The sequence below is a fragment of the Pseudomonas sp. Leaf48 genome, assembly GCF_001421885.1.
Classification (GTDB): domain Bacteria; phylum Pseudomonadota; class Gammaproteobacteria; order Pseudomonadales; family Pseudomonadaceae; genus Aquipseudomonas.
Genome location: NZ_LMLH01000012.1, coordinates 360,394 through 375,760, shown reverse-complemented (window position 1 = coordinate 375,760; position 15,367 = coordinate 360,394). Strand labels below are relative to the sequence as shown.

The following is a 15,367-nucleotide window of genomic DNA, read 5'->3' as shown; positions in this document are numbered from 1 at the left end:
AAAAACGACATTTTTCCCACCTCTCCGGCCATCGGTCCATTTATCACCCATCTGAAGCCAAATCTGACCGCTGTTACACCTCTTATTCAGTCGCTGACCGTTCAGGCAGATTTATTGCAGACCTATGCGCATAACAGCAAAAGATGACAGCTGGTTAAAAATGCGAAAATTCAGGCTTACAAAGTGAATATAAAGTTGTATACAATCACTCCATCGCTGTGACGCCAGCCTTTCAATTACTTCAGGCGCGCCACACAACCTGTCAACACGAACAAGAAGGAAGACTGCAGTGAGCGCTGACTACCCACGCGACCTGGTCGGTTACGGCAGTAACCCTCCGCACCCACACTGGCCTGGCAATGCCCGCATCGCACTGTCCTTCGTGCTCAATTACGAAGAAGGTGGCGAGCGCAATATCCTGCACGGCGACAAAGAGTCCGAGGCCTTCCTCTCGGAAATGGTTTCCGCCCAGCCGCTGCAAGGCGCACGTAACATGAGCATGGAATCGCTCTACGAGTATGGCAGCCGCACCGGCGTCTGGCGGATTCTGAAACTGTTCAAGGAATTCGACATTCCACTGACCGTCTTCGCCGTGGCCATGGCCGCCCAGCGCCACCCGGATGTGATCCGCGCCATGGTCGATGCCGGCCACGAGATCTGCAGCCACGGCTACCGCTGGATCGACTACCAGTACATGGACGAAGCCGAAGAGCGCGAGCACATGCTCGAAGCGATCCGCATCCTCACCGAAATCACCGGCGAGCGCCCGTTGGGCTGGTACACCGGCCGCACTGGCCCCAATACCCGACGCCTGGTGATGGAGGAAGGTGGCTTCCTCTACGACAGCGACACCTATGACGACGACCTGCCCTACTGGGAACCGAACAACCCGACCGGCAAGCCGCACCTGGTGATCCCGTACACCCTGGACACCAACGACATGCGCTTCACCCAGGTCCAGGGCTTCAACAAGGGCGACGATTTCTTCGAATACCTCAAGGATGCGTTCGATGTGCTCTACGCCGAGGGCGCCGAAGCACCGAAGATGCTGTCGATCGGCCTGCACTGCCGATTGATCGGCCGTCCGGCGCGACTGGCTTCGCTCAAGCGCTTTATCGAATACGCTAAAAGTCATGAACAGGTGTGGTTCAGCCGTCGCGTCGACATCGCACGCCACTGGCAACAAACCCACCCGTGCCAAGGGGCCGCCAAATGAGCACCTTTCAAAGCCTGAAACCCTCGACCCTGAGCCGCGACGCCTTCGTCGCAGCCTTCGCCGACATCTACGAACATTCGCCATGGGTGGCCGAAAAGGCTTTCGACCTGGGCCAGGATGCTTCGATCGACCAGATCGAAACCCTGCACCAGCGCATGAGCGACATCCTGTTGAGCGCTGATCACGAAAGCCAGCTGGCCCTGATCAACGCTCACCCGGACCTGGCCGGCAAAGCTGCCGTCCAGGGCGAGTTGACCGAAGCCAGCACCAATGAACAGGCTGGCGCCGGTATTCACCAATGCACGGCCGAAGAGTTCCAGCGCTTCACCGAGCTGAACGACGCCTACAAGGCCAAGTTCAAGTTTCCCTTCATCATGGCGGTAAAAGGCAGCAACCGGCATCAGATCCTCGCGGCGTTCGAAACGCGCATCCACAACCCGGTCGACACCGAGTTCAAATGCGCGCTGGCGGAGATCAACAAGATCGCCCTGTTCCGTTTACTGACCCTATAGCGAGCCTGGCCCTGCGAATTCATGAACGTCGAAATCGACCAGGGCCCTGCAAGCATCCCAAGCCAACTTATTAAAGGCAGACAAGAAGAATGAAAGCTTACGCCGTACCTTTCGAGAAGTTCGTCAACCTGGCCGACGCCCGCCTGGGCACCAAAATCATCTCGGTCACCGATGACTGGTTCGCAGACGCCAACCGTCTGTTCCAACCGACCCCGGCCGTGTGGAAGGAGGGCGTGTTCGATGACAACGGCAAGTGGATGGACGGCTGGGAGTCGCGCCGCAAGCGCTTCGAAGGCTACGACAGCGCGGTAATCCGCCTGGGCGTGCCTGGTTCGATCAAGGGCGTGGACATCGACACTTCATTCTTCACCGGTAACTTCCCGCCATCGGCGTCCCTGGAAGCCTGCTTCCTGGCGTCGGGCGAACCCGACGACAATACCCAGTGGACTGAAGTGCTGTCTGCCGTCGAGTTGCAGGGCAACAGCCACCACTATCACGAAATCAACAACGACCAGGCGTTCAGCCACCTGCGCTTCAACATCTACCCGGATGGTGGTGTAGCCCGCCTGCGCGTGTACGGCGTGCCACACCGCGACTGGTCCGCTGTGGGCGACAACGAGCAAGTCGACCTGGCCGCAGCCCTCAACGGTGGCCGCGCCCTCGCCTGCTCCGATGAACACTTCGGCCGCATGAGCAACATCCTCAACCCGGGCCGTGGTATCAACATGGGCGACGGTTGGGAAACCGCACGTCGTCGTACCCCGGGCAATGACTGGGTAATCGTCGCGCTGGGTCATGCTGGCGAAGTCGAGAAAGTCGTGGTCGACACCCTGCACTTCAAGGGTAACTACCCGGACAGCTGCTCGATCCAGGGCGCGTTCGTGAAGGGCGGTACCGACAGCCAGATCGAAACCCAGTCGCTGTTCTGGCGCGAACTGCTGCCAAGCCAGAAACTGGAAATGCACGCCGAACACACCTTCGCCGAGCAGATCAAGGCACTGGGCCCGATCACCCACATCCGCCTGAACGTGTTCCCGGATGGTGGTGTTAGCCGCCTGCGCGTCTTGGGCAAGGTCGCTAAATAAGCGGCGCGCCCTTCGCGAGCAAGCCCGCTCCCACAGGGGAATGCATTCCAAATGTGGGAGCGGGCTTGCTCGCGAAGGCGTCAGAACCAACAACACAGAACTCAACGAAAAGAAGAACAGCATGCGCACACTGACGATTGAACCGCTGACCAAAGAAGCCTTCGCCCCTTTCGGTGACGTGATCGAAACCGACGGCAGCGATCACTTCATGATCAACAACGGTTCGACCATGCGCTTCCATAAACTGGCGACGGTTGAAACCGCCACGCCAGAAGACAACGCGATCATCAGCATCTTCCGCGCCGACGCGCAGGACATGCCGCTGACCGTGAGCATGCTGGAGCGTCATCCGCTGGGCAGCCAGGCTTTCATTCCGCTGCTCGGCAACCCCTTTCTGATCGTGGTCGCGCCAGTTGGCGATGAACCTGTATCAGGCTTGGTCCGCGCCTTCGTCACCAACGGCAGGCAGGGCATCAATTACCATCGCGGCGTCTGGCACCACCCGGTGCTGACGATCGAAAAGCGGGATGACTTCCTGGTGGTTGATCGCAGTGGCACAGGCAATAACTGCGATGAGCATTTTTTCAAAGAGGAAGAGCGTTTGGTCCTCGCCCCCCACCAATAAGAGAAGGTCTGATCACTCGACAACAGAGTGACAGGCGAGAGGTAAAGACTGTGGAAGCACATTTGTTGGAATGGCTGAACCTGAGCGTACGCTGGGTTCATATGATTACTGGTGTGGCCTGGATCGGCGCATCGTTCTATTTCGTCTGGCTGGAAAACAACCTCAATCGGGTCAACCCGAAAAGTGGTCTGGCCGGTGATTTGTGGGCGATCCACGGCGGCGGTATCTACCACCTGGAAAAATACAAACTGGCTCCACCGACCATGCCGGACAACCTGCACTGGTTCAAATGGGAAGCCTACTTCACCTGGATGTCGGGTATCGCGCTGCTGTGCGTGGTGTTCTATTCCAACCCGACGCTCTACCTGCTGGCCCCAGGCAGCAGCCTGACCGGCCCTGAAGGCGTTCTGCTGGGCATCGGCTCACTGTTCGTCGGCTGGTTCGTCTACTCCTTCCTCTGCGACTCGGCCCTGGGCAAACGCCCTGCCCTGCTGGGTTTCATCCTGTTCGTATTGATCATCGGCGCGGCCTACGGCTTCAGCAAGGTGTTCAGCGGTCGTGGTGCGTACCTGCACGTCGGCGCGATCATCGGCACCATCATGGTCGGCAACGTGTTCCGCATCATCATGCCGGCGCAGCGCGCACTGGTGGCGGCGATTGCCGAAAACCGCACGCCCGATCCGGCGCTGCCGGCCAAAGGCCTGCTGCGTTCGCGTCACAACAACTACTTCACCCTGCCGGTGCTGTTCATCATGATCAGCAACCACTTCCCGAGCACCTATGGCAGCCAATACAACTGGCTGATCCTGGCCGGGATCGCGGTGTTTGCGGTGCTGGTGCGTCACTACTTCAACACCCGTCACGACAGCCACAAGTTTGCCTGGACCCTGCCAGTGGCAGCCGTCGGCATGATTTGCCTGGCTTATGTAACCGGTCCGAAGCCGATGTCCAACGCCCCTGAAGTGGCCAAGGCACCCGCTGCGATCGAGTACCAGCCGCTGCCGGAAACAGCAGTGGGCGGTGGCTTGAAACCGGCTGAAGCGAAACCTGCAGAGGCACCCGCAGCCGCACCGGCCCAAGCGTCCAACGCCGGCCCTGGTTTCGACAAGGTGCACAGTGTGATTCAGGAACGTTGCGCAGTGTGTCACTCGGCCAAACCTACCAGCCCGCTGTTCAGCGCAGCGCCTGCCGGCGTGATGCTCGACACCCCCGAGCAGATCCGCCAGAACGCTGCGCGCATCCAGGCTCAAGCCGTCACCAGCCAGATCATGCCACTGGGCAACATCACCCAGATGACCCAGCAGGAACGTGATCTGATCGGTGCCTGGATTGTGCAGGGAGCTCCGACCAACTAAGCAAAACAAAAGCCCGTGAAAACGGGCTTTTGTGGCGAGGGGGCTCGCCCCCGTTCGACTGCGAAGCAGTCGTAAAACCTGCGGATGCGATCTCTCAGACGCAACGCAATTGTCGGTTTTGGGGCTGCTTCGCAACCCAACGGGGGCAAACCCCCTCGCCACAGATCTCCCTGATGCACGAAATCACAAGAATAAAAAAGATCCGAGGTGTTGCATGTCCGAGCTAACCCAAGCACGCATCCCCGACGCACCCGCCATTCAGCGTTTGCCCCTTTTGCAACTGATCCTGGTCGGTCTGCAACATGTTCTGCTGATGTACGGTGGCGCCATTGCGGTGCCGCTGATCATCGGACAGGCTGCTGGCCTGAGTCGTGAAGAGATTGCCTTTCTGATCAACGCCGACCTGCTGGTCGCCGGCATCGCCACCATCGTCCAGTCGCTGGGCATCGGCCCCATGGGCATTCGCATGCCGGTGATGATGGGTGCCAGTTTCGCCGCGGTCGGCAGCATGGTCGCCATGGCCGGCATGCCGGGTATCGGTATGCAAGGGATCTTTGGCGCGACCATCGCCGCCGGTTTCTTCGGCATGCTCATCGCGCCGTTCATGTCCAAAGTCGTACGCTTCTTCCCGCCTCTGGTGACCGGCACGGTCATCACCTCGATCGGTTTGTCGCTGTTCCCCGTGGCCGTAAACTGGGCTGGCGGTGGAGCGGCCGCGACTCAATTCGGTTCACCGATTTACCTGACCATCGCCGCGCTGGTGCTGGGCACCATCCTGTTGGTGCATCGCTTCATGCGCGGTTTCTGGGTCAACATCTCCGTGCTGATCGGTATGTGCCTGGGCTATGTGCTGTGCGGTGTGTTGGGCATGGTCGACCTCAGTGGCATGGCCCAGGCGCCATGGCTGCAGTTCGTCACACCGCTGCATTTCGGTATGCCGAAATTCGAACTCGCACCAATCCTTTCGATGTGCCTGGTGGTGGTGATCATTTTCGTCGAATCCACCGGGATGTTCCTGGCACTGGGCAAGATCACCGGCCAGGAAGTCTGCCCGCGGATGCTGCGTCGCGGCTTGCTCTGCGACGCCGGTGCCTCGTTTTTCGCCGGGTTCTTCAATACCTTCACCCACTCCTCCTTCGCCCAGAACATTGGCCTGGTGCAGATGACTGGTGTGCGCTGCCGTTCGGTGACTATTGTTGCCGGCGGTTTGCTGATCGTTCTGAGCCTGCTGCCCAAAGCCGCGTTCCTGGTGGCTTCGATTCCGCCAGCGGTACTCGGCGGCGCAGCCATTGCGATGTTCGGCATGGTCGCGGCCACCGGGATCAAGATCCTGCAGGAGGCCGACATCGGTGACCGGCGCAACCAGTTGCTGGTGGCGGTGAGCATCGGCATGGGCCTGATCCCGGTGGTGCGTCCGGAGTTTTTCGCCCACCTGCCCGTGTGGATGAGCCCGATCACCCACAGCGGTATCGCCATGGCCACCCTCAGCGCCCTGACGCTGAACCTGCTGTTCAATATCCTTGGCGGTGCCGAACGCGCGGCCATCAACGACTGTCAGGCCCACTAACAACTAACGACACAGAACCCTGTGGGAGCGGGCTTGCTCGCGAAGAGGTCGGCACATCCAACATCAATGTTGACTGGCAAACCGCTTTCGCGAGCAAGCCCGCTCCCACAAGGGGGGTTCCTGCGCCTTGAAAACAAGAAAAATAGGGAGCAACAGATGATTCGGACACAAACCAGCATGCTGTTGGGCGGTGGGCTTCTGGCGGCCAGCCAGGCCATGGCCGGCGATCTACTGCTGTGGCAAACCAACAGCCTGAGCTATCTGTACGGCAAGGACTTCGCGGTCAACCCGTCGATCCAGCAGACGGTGACCTTCGAACATGCCGATCGCTGGAAGTACGGCGACAACTTCCTGTTCGTCGACAGCACCTATTACAACGGCGAGAAAGACCGCAACAAAGGCGTTCACGCCTATTACGGCGAGTTCAGTCCGCGCCTGTCCTTGGGCAAGATCCTCGACCGCCGTTTCGAATTCGGCCCGATCAAGGATGTGCTGCTGGCCATGACCTACGAGAACGGCGAAGACGACACCGAGGCCTACCTGATCGGCCCGGGTTTCGACCTGGCAGTACCGGGCTTCAACTTTTTTACCTTGAACTTCTATTATCGCCAGACCGAAGGGGCACGTCCCGGCGACGACGTCTGGCAAATCACCCCGGCCTGGTCCTACACCCTTCCATTGGGCAACTCGAACCTGTTGCTCGACGGTTACATCGACTGGGTGGTGGACAACGACCAGAACGCCCACGGCACCTATCACGCCAACCTGCACTTCAACCCACAGATCAAATACGACCTGGGCAAAGCCCTGGGCTGGCGTGAGAAGCAGGTCTACGTCGGCGCCGAATACAGCTACTGGAAAGATAAATACGGCATCGAGAACACGTCCCGATTCGATACCAACGAAAACACCACCAGCCTGCTGCTGAAGGTGCATTTCTGATGCTCACCCGCAACCGTGCCCCAAACATGTCGTCGGTGCGCCGTTGCGGGGCACTTGAGACCTGGCCGAGGAGTCAGTATTCTCCGCGGCCGCCTGAATCCGCTTTAAAAAAAAGCCCGGATTTAATTCCTGACCAAAAAGCCAACTTACCCCGGCTCTGGACGGTACCAAGGCACCCGGTAATCACTCTCAATCGGCTGTTTTTGCGCAGCCGAGCGGGAGTTTTTTTGTTTTCTGAAAGCCTTGGCGCAGCTCTTGCTAACAGCACTAAAGCTGACCGAACGGATGATTTTTTTGTAGCTGCAGATATAAGGCGCCACACCAGAGCGCCGACCTTAAAAAAATAACGTGGAACCACCTACATTTTGGGAGCAACCGAATGAAACGTACGTGCACTAGCCTGATGCTGGCAGGATCGATGTTGGCGGGGGGCCAGGCCATGGCCGGCGACTTGCTGCAATGGCAGACCAACAGCCTGACCTACCTCTACGGCAAGGACTTCCAGGTCAACCCGCGCATTCAGCAGACCGTGACCTTCGAGCACGCCGATGGCTGGAAATACGGCGACAACTTCTTCTTCATCGACAAGATTTTCTACAACGGCAAGGAAGACGCCTTCGCGGGTGAGAACACCCACTACGGCGAGCTCAGCCCGCGTTTGTCGTTCAACAAGATCTTCGATCAGAAGTTTGAGTTTGGCCCGATCAAAGACGTGCTGCTGGCCATGACGTACGAATTTGGCGAAGACGATACCGAGTCGTACCTGATCGGCCCTGGTTTCGACCTGGCAATCCCTGGTTTCGACTACTTCCAGTTGAACTTCTACAACCGCCATACCGAAGGCGACCGTCCGGGTGACGATGTCTGGCAGATCACTCCGGCCTGGTCCTACACCATTCCGGTGGGTGGCTCGGACGTGCTGATCGACGGTTTCATGGACTGGGTCGTCGACAACGACGTCAACAGTAAAGGCGAATACCACGCCAACCTGCACTTCAACCCACAGGTCAAATACGACCTGGGCAAGGCGCTGCATTTCGGCGAAAAGCAGCTGTACGTGGGTGTTGAGTATGACTACTGGAAGAACAAGTACGGTATCGAAGACAGTCAGGGCTTCAAGACTGATCAGAGCGTGACCAGCTTCCTGGTCAAGGTTCACTTCTGATTTTGTGGGAGCTTGCCTGCTAGCGATGGACCAGAGAGCGCCACGGGGGTGTCAGGCCCCCAGCGTCATCGTTAACGACCATCGCGAGCAGGCTCGCTCCTGCAATTGACCGCGTGTCCATGTGAGAGCACGCCGCACTAGCGATCTCAGGCCGAAACCACCGGCTGCGCCAACCCCAGAAACCGGCACAACTCAGCCTTCTTGGCCAACGCGTCACGCCGTCCCAGTTCGATCAACTCGCTGCAATACCCCGCCTCGAACAACAAATAACTCAGCACCCCTGCCCCGCTGGTCTTGGTCGCACCCGGCCCGCGCAAAAACAGGCGCAACGCCGCCGGCAATTCCTGACGATGGCGCGCAGCAATCTCGTCGATCGGCTGACTGGGCGAAATCACCAGCACCTCCACCGGCGCCACCCCCAGTGCTCGAGCCGGTGTGCCGCTAGGCAGCAGGTGACTGAACTGGTTCAGGCGTTGCAACAATTCAATGTCGCTTTCCAGGCTGTCGATGAATGTACTGTTGAGCATGTGCCCACCGATCTGCGCCAACGTTGGCTGCTGGCCGCTGTAGGCCCCTTGCCGGGGCTGTAGCGGGTCGACGCCGCGTGGATTGCCGCTGACGCCCACCACCAGCACCCGGTTGGCGCCCAGGTGGAGGGCCGGGCTGATCGGTGCCGATTGGCGCACCGCACCGTCGCCGAAATATTCTTCACCGATTTTCACCGGAGCGAACAGCAATGGAATGGCTGAACTGGCCAGCAAGTGTTCAACGGACAAGCGGACAGGCACGCCAATGCGCCGATGACGCAACCACGGGTTGATGGTGCCACCGCCCTGATAGAAGGTGACGGCCTGACCCGACTCATAGCCAAACGCCGTGACCGCCACGGCCTGCAACTGTTGTTGCGCGATGGCGTCGGCAATGCCGTTCAGGTGCAATTTGTCGTTGAGCAAATCCCGCAGCGGTGAGCTGTTGAGCAAGGCCACCGGGACTTTTGCACCCAGACCGAGCAGGCTGTGGCTGATAAAACGGCTGGCCTGGCCGATCACCCCTGGCCAGTCGCTGCGCAACACCTGATTGCTGCGAAAGCCCTGCCAGAAGGCGGTGAGGCGCTCGATGGCACCACGAAAATCCATCGCCCCACTGGCGAGGCTGACCGCGTTGATCGCCCCGGCCGAGGTGCCGACGATCACCGGAAACGGATTATTCGCGCCCTGCGGCAACAACTCGGCTATCGCCGCCAGAACTCCGACCTGGTAAGCCGCCCGAGCCCCGCCACCGGAAAGAATCAAACCTGTAACCGGTTCGCCTGGACTCATGCACAACGCTCCTTGGTGCTTGATGGGATTTCGTTGTTTCGACCTATTCCCCCTGTAGGAGCGAGCTTGCTCGCGATGAACCTGAGAGCGCCACGGGGTGTCAGGTTTGCCGCGTCATCGTTGACGACCATCGCGAGCATGCTCGCTCCTACAGGGGATCGTGATTCAACGGCGCTTTGCGTACAGCTTGGGCTCGCCCGGCGGACGACTCTTGAAACGGCGATGGGCCCACAGGTATTGCTCGGGACGCTCACGCAAAACGCCTTCGATCCATTGATTGATGCGGATGCAGTCGGCCTCTTCGGTTTCGCCCGGGAAGCCTTCGAGTGGCGCATGAATCACCAGACGGTAGCCACTGCCATCCGCCAGGCGTTCCTGGGTGAACGGCACCACCAGCGCCTTGCCCAACCGGGCAAACTTGCTGGTGGCGGTGACCGTCGCGGCCTGAATGCCGAAAAACGGCACGAAGAGACTTTGCTTGGCGCCGTAGTCCTGATCCGGTGCGTACCAGATCGCCCTGCCCGAACGCAGCAGCTTGAGCATGCCGCGCACGTCCTCACGCTCCACGGCCAGCGAGTCGAGGTTGTGCCGCTCGCGGCCCTGACGCTGGATGTAGTCGAACAGCGGGTTCTTGTGCTCACGGTACATGCCGTCAATGGTGTGCTGTTGGCCGAGCAATGCAGCACCGATCTCCAGTGTGGTGAAATGCAGCGCCATCAGAATTACACCCTTGCCCTCGCGCTGTGCCTGCTGCAGATGCTCCAGCCCTTCGATGTGGGCCAGGCTCGCCAGGCGCTTGCGCGACCACCACCAGCTCATCGCCATCTCGAAAAAGGCGATACCGGTGGAGGCGAAGTTCTCCTTGAGCAGGCGCTTGCGCTCGGCCGTACTCTTTTCAGGGAAACACAGCTCCAGATTGCGCTTGGCGATGCGCCGTCTGTCGCCGGCCACCCGATACATCAATGCGCCCAGCACGCGACCGATCCACAGCAATGCCGGATACGGCAACTGGACGATCAGCCACAACAGCCCCAGGCCACACCACAGCGGCCAGAAACGTGGAGAAAGAAAAGATTTTTGAAAACTCGGGCGATCCATTAAAGCTTCCGCAATGACAGTGGCCGCGCATTCTACATCGTTCGACCCGGCTTGCGGCCTGCGGGCGTTCTCGTTATAAGTCTCGGCACTTTTAGTGACAAGTCGTTGTATGCCGACCATGAGCCAAACCGAACCGCTAGACCAAGATCCCGTGTTCCAGTTGAAGGGCAGCATGCTGGCCATTACGGTGCTGGAACTGGCCCGTAACGACCTCGAAAGCCTTGATCGGCAACTGGCTGCCAAGGTTGCCCAGGCGCCCAACTTCTTCAGCAACGCGCCGCTGGTACTGGCCCTGGACAAGCTCCCGGCCAGCGAAGGGGCTGTCGACCTGCCCGCGATGATGCGCGTGTGCCGCCAACACGGCCTGCGCACCCTGGCGATCCGTGCCAGCCGCATTGAAGACATCGCGGCCGCCATCGCGGTCGACCTGCCGGTGCTGCCACCATCAGGTGCCAGGGAGCGCACGCTGGACCTGAGCGAAGGCCAACCGAAGAAAAAACCGGAAAAACCGCCCGAGCCGACCATCAAGCCGACCAAAATCATCACCTCGCCCGTGCGCGGTGGCCAGCAGATCTACGCCCAGGGCAGCGATCTGGTAGTGATTTCCTCGGTCAGCCCCGGGGCGGAACTTCTCGCCGATGGCAACATCCATGTATACGGTCCTATGCGTGGTCGTGTGCTGGCTGGCGTCAAGGGAGACACCAAGGCCAGAATTTTCTGTCAGCAAATGAGCGCTGAGCTGATTTCCATTGCCGGTCATTACAAGGTTTCCGAAGATCTGCGACGTGATCCCCTGTGGGGTTCGGGCGTGCAGGTCAGCCTGTCGGGCGATGTGTTGAACATCATTCGTCTTTAACGGATACTGCCGCATTTTCCAATCATCTCTAAAACGTAGCGAAAACGGCTCAAACGAAGTAGGAAAAAGGCTACAAGCAGTGTTTACCGGGGGTAAACGCCGTCTGCGGCCAAATTCCAGCCAAGGCTGTCCAACTGCAGTAGTTTTCAAGAGATGTTTTTCAGGGGCTAAAAAAGTCCTTTTCCTTAGGGGTGAAACACCTTGGCCAAGATTCTCGTGGTTACATCCGGCAAGGGTGGTGTGGGTAAGACCACCACCAGCGCCGCTATCGGTACCGGTCTCGCTCTGCGTGGCCACAAAACAGTCATCGTCGACTTCGACGTCGGTTTGCGTAACCTTGACCTGATCATGGGGTGCGAGCGCCGCGTGGTTTACGACTTCGTCAACGTGGTCAACGGCGAAGCGAACCTGCAACAGGCCCTGATCAAAGACAAGCGCCTGGAAAACCTCTACGTCCTGGCTGCCAGCCAGACCCGCGACAAAGACGCGCTGACCGTCGAAGGCGTGGAAAAGGTCCTGATGCAACTCAAGGAAGACTTCGAGTTCGTGGTCTGCGACTCGCCGGCGGGCATCGAGAAAGGCGCCCACCTGGCCATGTACTTCGCTGACGAAGCGATCGTCGTGACCAACCCTGAAGTGTCCTCGGTACGTGACTCCGATCGCATGCTCGGCCTGCTGGCCAGCAAGTCCCGTCGCGCTGAACGCGGCGAAGACCCGATCAAGGAACACCTGCTGATTACCCGTTACCACCCGGAACGTGTGAGCAAAGGCGAAATGCTCGGCGTAGAAGACGTCAAGGAAATCCTCTCGGTGGCCCTGCTCGGCGTGATCCCTGAATCCCAGGCGGTGCTCAAGGCATCCAACCAGGGTGTTCCGGTGATTCTCGACGACCAGAGCGATGCCGGCCAGGCCTACAGCGATACCGTTGACCGCCTGCTGGGCAAGACCGTGGATCATCGATTCCTCGATGTACAGAAGAAGGGATTCTTCGAGCGCCTGTTTGGAGGCAACTAAGCAATGAACCTTTTTGACTTCTTTCGTGCCAACAAAAAGCAAAGCACCGCGTCGGTAGCGAAAGAGCGTCTACAGATCATCGTGGCGCACGAACGCGGCCAACGCAGCACCCCGGACTACCTGCCGGCCTTGCAGAAGGAACTGGTGGAGGTGATCCGCAAGTACGTCAATATCGGGTCCGATGACGTGCACGTCGCACTGGAAAGCCAGGGCAGTTGCTCGATTCTGGAACTCAATATCACCCTGCCTGATCGCTAGTCGATCCGGCTGGAGCCACGGCGGCTCGATGACTTGAGCGCACCTTTTTCGTAGGAGCCGGCTTGCTGGCGATGCAGACAGCGCGTTGTATCTGATACAACGCGTCGATGCCATCGCTGGCAAGCCAGCTCCTACAATCAAGGAGTCAAGTCATCGAGCCGCCGTTGGCGTTTGTTACGAGGCTGTTTTAATGCCGTTGTCCAACGTCCACATCATCCATCAGGACGCCGCCGTCCTGGTGGTGAACAAACCAACCTTGCTGCTCTCCGTCCCTGGCCGGGCCGATGACAACAAGGATTGCCTGATTACCCGCCTGCAGGAAAACGGCTACCCCGAAGCGCGAATCGTCCATCGCCTGGACTGGGAAACTTCCGGCATCATCCTGCTCGCCCGCGATCCGGACACACATCGTGAGTTGTCTCGGCAATTTCATGACCGCGAAACCGAAAAGGCCTACACCGCCTTGTGTTGGGGTCAACCTGAGCTCGACAGCGGTAGCATCGATCTGCCATTGCGCTACGATCCGCCAACCAAGCCGCGCCATGTGGTCGACCACGAATTCGGCAAAAACGCCCTGACCTTCTGGCGTGTGCTGGAACGTTGCGGCGACTGGTGTCGCGTTGAACTGACGCCGATAACCGGCCGCTCCCATCAGTTGCGCGTGCACATGCTGTCCATCGGCCATCCGCTGTTGGGTGACGGCCTCTATGCCCATGAGCAGGCACTGGCGGCCTGGCCGCGCCTGTGCCTGCACGCGAGCATGCTCAGTTTTACTCATCCGCAAAGCGGCGAGCGCTTGCGCTTCGAGTGCCCGGCACCCTTCTAAAGCAAATGCAAAACCCCCTGTAGGAGCGAGCATGCTCGCGATGGACATCTGAACACCGCGGGGAATCAGACAGCCCGCGTTATCGTTCACGTCCATCGCGAGCGTGCTCGCTCCTACAGGATGTTCTCAAGATTCAATCCTGGCGCCACGCCACCCCGCACTCCAGCGCCAATTCAATGGCCAATACGTTAAACTGGCGCCATTGCTGTCTGGAGCTACTTATGCGCGAAGAGTTGAACCAAGGCCTGATCGACTTCCTCAAGGCCTCCCCTACCCCATTCCATGCCACCGCCAGCCTGGTCCAGCGTCTGGAAGCGGCGGGCTATCAACGCCTCGACGAACGCGAACCGTGGAATACCGAAGCCAACGGCCGCTACTACGTCACCCGTAACGACTCCTCGATTGTCGCAATCAAAATGGGCCGGCACTCGCCGCTGCACGGCGGTATCCGACTGGTGGGCGCCCACACCGACAGCCCGTGCCTGCGGGTCAAACCGCAGCCGGAACTGCAACGCCAGGGTTTCTGGCAGTTGGGCGTCGAAGTGTATGGCGGCGCACTGCTGGCCCCCTGGTTCGACCGTGACCTCTCCCTGGCCGGCCGCGTGACGTTCCGCCGCGATGGCAAGGTCGAGAGCCAGCTCATCGACTTCAAGGCCCCGATTGCGATCATTCCGAACCTGGCCATTCACCTCAATCGCGAAGCCAACATGGGCTGGGCGATCAACGCCCAGACCGAGCTGCCGCCGATCCTGGCGCAATTCGCCGGCGACGAGCGCGTAGACTTCCGCGCGGTGCTCACCAACCAACTCGCTCTGGAACATGGCCTGAACGCCGACGTAGTCCTCGATTACGAGTTGAGCTTCTACGACACTCAGAGCGCCGCGGTCATCGGCCTGCATGGCGACTTCATTGCTGGCGCGCGCCTGGACAACCTGCTGTCGTGCTACGCCGGCCTGCAAGCGCTGCTGAGCGCCGATACCGACGAGACCTGCGTGCTGGTGTGCAACGACCACGAAGAGGTCGGCTCGTGCTCGGCCTGCGGTGCCGATGGCCCCATGCTCGAACAAACCTTGCGCCGCCTGTTGCCCGAAGGTGATGAATTCGTACGTACCATTCAGAAATCCCTGCTGGTCTCGGCGGACAACGCCCACGGCGTACATCCCAACTACGCCGACAAGCACGACGCCAACCACGGCCCGAAACTCAACGCCGGGCCGGTGATCAAGGTCAACAGCAACCAGCGTTACGCAACCAACAGCGAAACCGCCGGGTTCTTCCGTCATCTGTGCATGGCTGAAGAAGTGCCAGTACAAAGCTTCGTGGTGCGCAGCGACATGGGTTGTGGCTCGACCATCGGCCCGATCACCGCCAGCCATCTGGGCGTGCGCACCGTGGATATCGGCCTGCCGACCTTCGCCATGCACTCGATCCGCGAACTGTGCGGCAGTCATGACCTGGCGCACCTGGTCAAAGTGCTGAGCGCGTTCTACGCCTGCCACGAACTGCCGTAACCCCTGTAGGAACTGCCG

General features: G+C 59.6%; 16 protein-coding genes and 1 pseudogene. 14 read left to right on the top strand and 3 right to left on the bottom strand.

Annotated elements, in window-relative coordinates:
- Positions 1–289 precede the first annotated feature (289 nt).
- The 9 genes from puuE to ASE98_RS11830 all read left to right on the top strand — a co-directional run bounded on the left by puuE (position 290) and on the right by ASE98_RS11830 (position 8,467).
- A complete protein-coding gene (gene puuE, locus ASE98_RS11865) occupies positions 290–1,216 on the top strand; it encodes an allantoinase PuuE (RefSeq protein ID WP_060541545.1) in 927 nt (308 codons plus the stop codon).
- On the top strand, positions 1,213–1,728 hold the full coding sequence (uraD, locus tag ASE98_RS11860) for a 2-oxo-4-hydroxy-4-carboxy-5-ureidoimidazoline decarboxylase (protein ID WP_060541544.1): 516 nt from the start codon (positions 1,213–1,215) through the stop codon (positions 1,726–1,728). Before puuE ends, uraD begins: the two co-directional genes overlap by 4 nt.
- A gap of 89 nt (positions 1,729–1,817) precedes the next feature.
- Entirely contained in the window at positions 1,818–2,813 is a 996-nt protein-coding gene (gene alc, locus ASE98_RS11855; protein ID WP_060541543.1) for an allantoicase, read from the top strand.
- 121 nt (positions 2,814–2,934) lie between these two features.
- Entirely contained in the window at positions 2,935–3,438 is a 504-nt protein-coding gene (locus ASE98_RS11850; protein WP_060541542.1) for an ureidoglycolate lyase, read from the top strand.
- A gap of 50 nt (positions 3,439–3,488) precedes the next feature.
- Positions 3,489–4,793, top strand: a complete 1,305-nt coding sequence (locus ASE98_RS11845) for a urate hydroxylase PuuD (RefSeq protein ID WP_060541541.1) — start codon at positions 3,489–3,491, stop codon at positions 4,791–4,793.
- Positions 4,794–5,007: 214 nt separating this feature from the next.
- Complete coding sequence (locus tag ASE98_RS11840) at positions 5,008–6,360, top strand: nucleobase:cation symporter-2 family protein (RefSeq protein ID WP_060541540.1); 1,353 nt, start codon at positions 5,008–5,010, stop codon at positions 6,358–6,360.
- 156 nt (positions 6,361–6,516) lie between these two features.
- Positions 6,517–7,302 (top strand): outer membrane protein OmpK, encoded by a 786-nt coding sequence (locus tag ASE98_RS11835; RefSeq protein WP_060541539.1) that lies wholly within the window; start codon positions 6,517–6,519, stop codon positions 7,300–7,302.
- Positions 7,302–7,649, top strand: a complete 348-nt coding sequence (locus ASE98_RS26540; protein WP_156465491.1) for a hypothetical protein — start codon at positions 7,302–7,304, stop codon at positions 7,647–7,649. The genes ASE98_RS11835 and ASE98_RS26540 overlap by 1 nt, the downstream gene beginning before the upstream one ends.
- A 32-nt stretch (positions 7,650–7,681) precedes the next feature.
- A complete protein-coding gene (locus ASE98_RS11830) occupies positions 7,682–8,467 on the top strand; it encodes an outer membrane protein OmpK (RefSeq protein ID WP_060541538.1) in 786 nt (261 codons plus the stop codon).
- A gap of 146 nt (positions 8,468–8,613) precedes the next feature.
- Here the strand turns inward: ASE98_RS11830 and ASE98_RS11825 are convergent, their stop codons facing one another.
- From ASE98_RS11825 to ASE98_RS11820, 3 genes and pseudogenes are all read right to left on the bottom strand, one after another.
- On the bottom strand, positions 8,614–9,786 hold the full coding sequence (locus ASE98_RS11825; RefSeq protein ID WP_060541537.1) for a patatin-like phospholipase family protein: 1,173 nt from the start codon (positions 9,784–9,786) through the stop codon (positions 8,614–8,616).
- Positions 9,787–9,839: 53 nt separating this feature from the next.
- Positions 9,840–9,926, bottom strand: a pseudogene (locus ASE98_RS27550) (outer membrane lipoprotein carrier protein LolA); the annotation flags it as partial.
- 25 nt (positions 9,927–9,951) lie between these two features.
- Complete coding sequence (locus ASE98_RS11820) at positions 9,952–10,884, bottom strand: lipid A biosynthesis lauroyl acyltransferase (protein ID WP_060541536.1); 933 nt, start codon at positions 10,882–10,884, stop codon at positions 9,952–9,954.
- A 118-nt stretch (positions 10,885–11,002) separates the two neighbouring features.
- On the opposite strand from ASE98_RS11820, the gene minC reads away from it, so the two are divergent.
- From minC to ASE98_RS11795, 5 genes are all read left to right on the top strand, one after another.
- Complete coding sequence (minC, locus tag ASE98_RS11815; protein WP_060541596.1) at positions 11,003–11,740, top strand: septum site-determining protein MinC; 738 nt, start codon at positions 11,003–11,005, stop codon at positions 11,738–11,740.
- A 201-nt stretch (positions 11,741–11,941) separates the two neighbouring features.
- Complete coding sequence (gene minD / locus ASE98_RS11810; protein WP_060541535.1) at positions 11,942–12,754, top strand: septum site-determining protein MinD; 813 nt, start codon at positions 11,942–11,944, stop codon at positions 12,752–12,754.
- 3 nt (positions 12,755–12,757) lie between these two features.
- Entirely contained in the window at positions 12,758–13,012 is a 255-nt protein-coding gene (minE, locus tag ASE98_RS11805) for a cell division topological specificity factor MinE (protein ID WP_007974947.1), read from the top strand.
- A gap of 190 nt (positions 13,013–13,202) precedes the next feature.
- The gene (locus ASE98_RS11800) at positions 13,203–13,838 is read left to right on the top strand and encodes an RluA family pseudouridine synthase (RefSeq protein WP_060541534.1); all 636 of its coding nucleotides are present in this window, start codon (positions 13,203–13,205) and stop codon (positions 13,836–13,838) included.
- A 221-nt stretch (positions 13,839–14,059) separates the two neighbouring features.
- Entirely contained in the window at positions 14,060–15,349 is a 1,290-nt protein-coding gene (locus ASE98_RS11795; protein WP_060541533.1) for a M18 family aminopeptidase, read from the top strand.
- The last annotated feature ends 18 nt before the right edge of the window (positions 15,350–15,367 follow it).

Coding starts and splice junctions, on each gene's coding strand:
- uraD (WP_060541544.1), top strand. CDS start 1,213: ATGAGCACCTTTCAAAGCCTGAAACCCTCGACCCTGAGCCGCGACGCC.
- alc (WP_060541543.1), top strand. CDS start 1,818: ATGAAAGCTTACGCCGTACCTTTCGAGAAGTTCGTCAACCTGGCCGAC.
- ASE98_RS11850 (WP_060541542.1), top strand. CDS start 2,935: ATGCGCACACTGACGATTGAACCGCTGACCAAAGAAGCCTTCGCCCCT.
- ASE98_RS11840 (WP_060541540.1), top strand. CDS start 5,008: ATGTCCGAGCTAACCCAAGCACGCATCCCCGACGCACCCGCCATTCAG.
- ASE98_RS11835 (WP_060541539.1), top strand. CDS start 6,517: ATGATTCGGACACAAACCAGCATGCTGTTGGGCGGTGGGCTTCTGGCG.
- ASE98_RS26540 (WP_156465491.1), top strand. CDS start 7,302: ATGCTCACCCGCAACCGTGCCCCAAACATGTCGTCGGTGCGCCGTTGC.
- ASE98_RS11830 (WP_060541538.1), top strand. CDS start 7,682: ATGAAACGTACGTGCACTAGCCTGATGCTGGCAGGATCGATGTTGGCG.
- ASE98_RS11825 (WP_060541537.1), bottom strand. CDS start 9,786: ATGAGTCCAGGCGAACCGGTTACAGGTTTGATTCTTTCCGGTGGCGGG.
- ASE98_RS11820 (WP_060541536.1), bottom strand. CDS start 10,884: ATGGATCGCCCGAGTTTTCAAAAATCTTTTCTTTCTCCACGTTTCTGG.
- minC (WP_060541596.1), top strand. CDS start 11,003: ATGAGCCAAACCGAACCGCTAGACCAAGATCCCGTGTTCCAGTTGAAG.
- minE (WP_007974947.1), top strand. CDS start 12,758: ATGAACCTTTTTGACTTCTTTCGTGCCAACAAAAAGCAAAGCACCGCG.
- ASE98_RS11800 (WP_060541534.1), top strand. CDS start 13,203: ATGCCGTTGTCCAACGTCCACATCATCCATCAGGACGCCGCCGTCCTG.
- ASE98_RS11795 (WP_060541533.1), top strand. CDS start 14,060: ATGCGCGAAGAGTTGAACCAAGGCCTGATCGACTTCCTCAAGGCCTCC.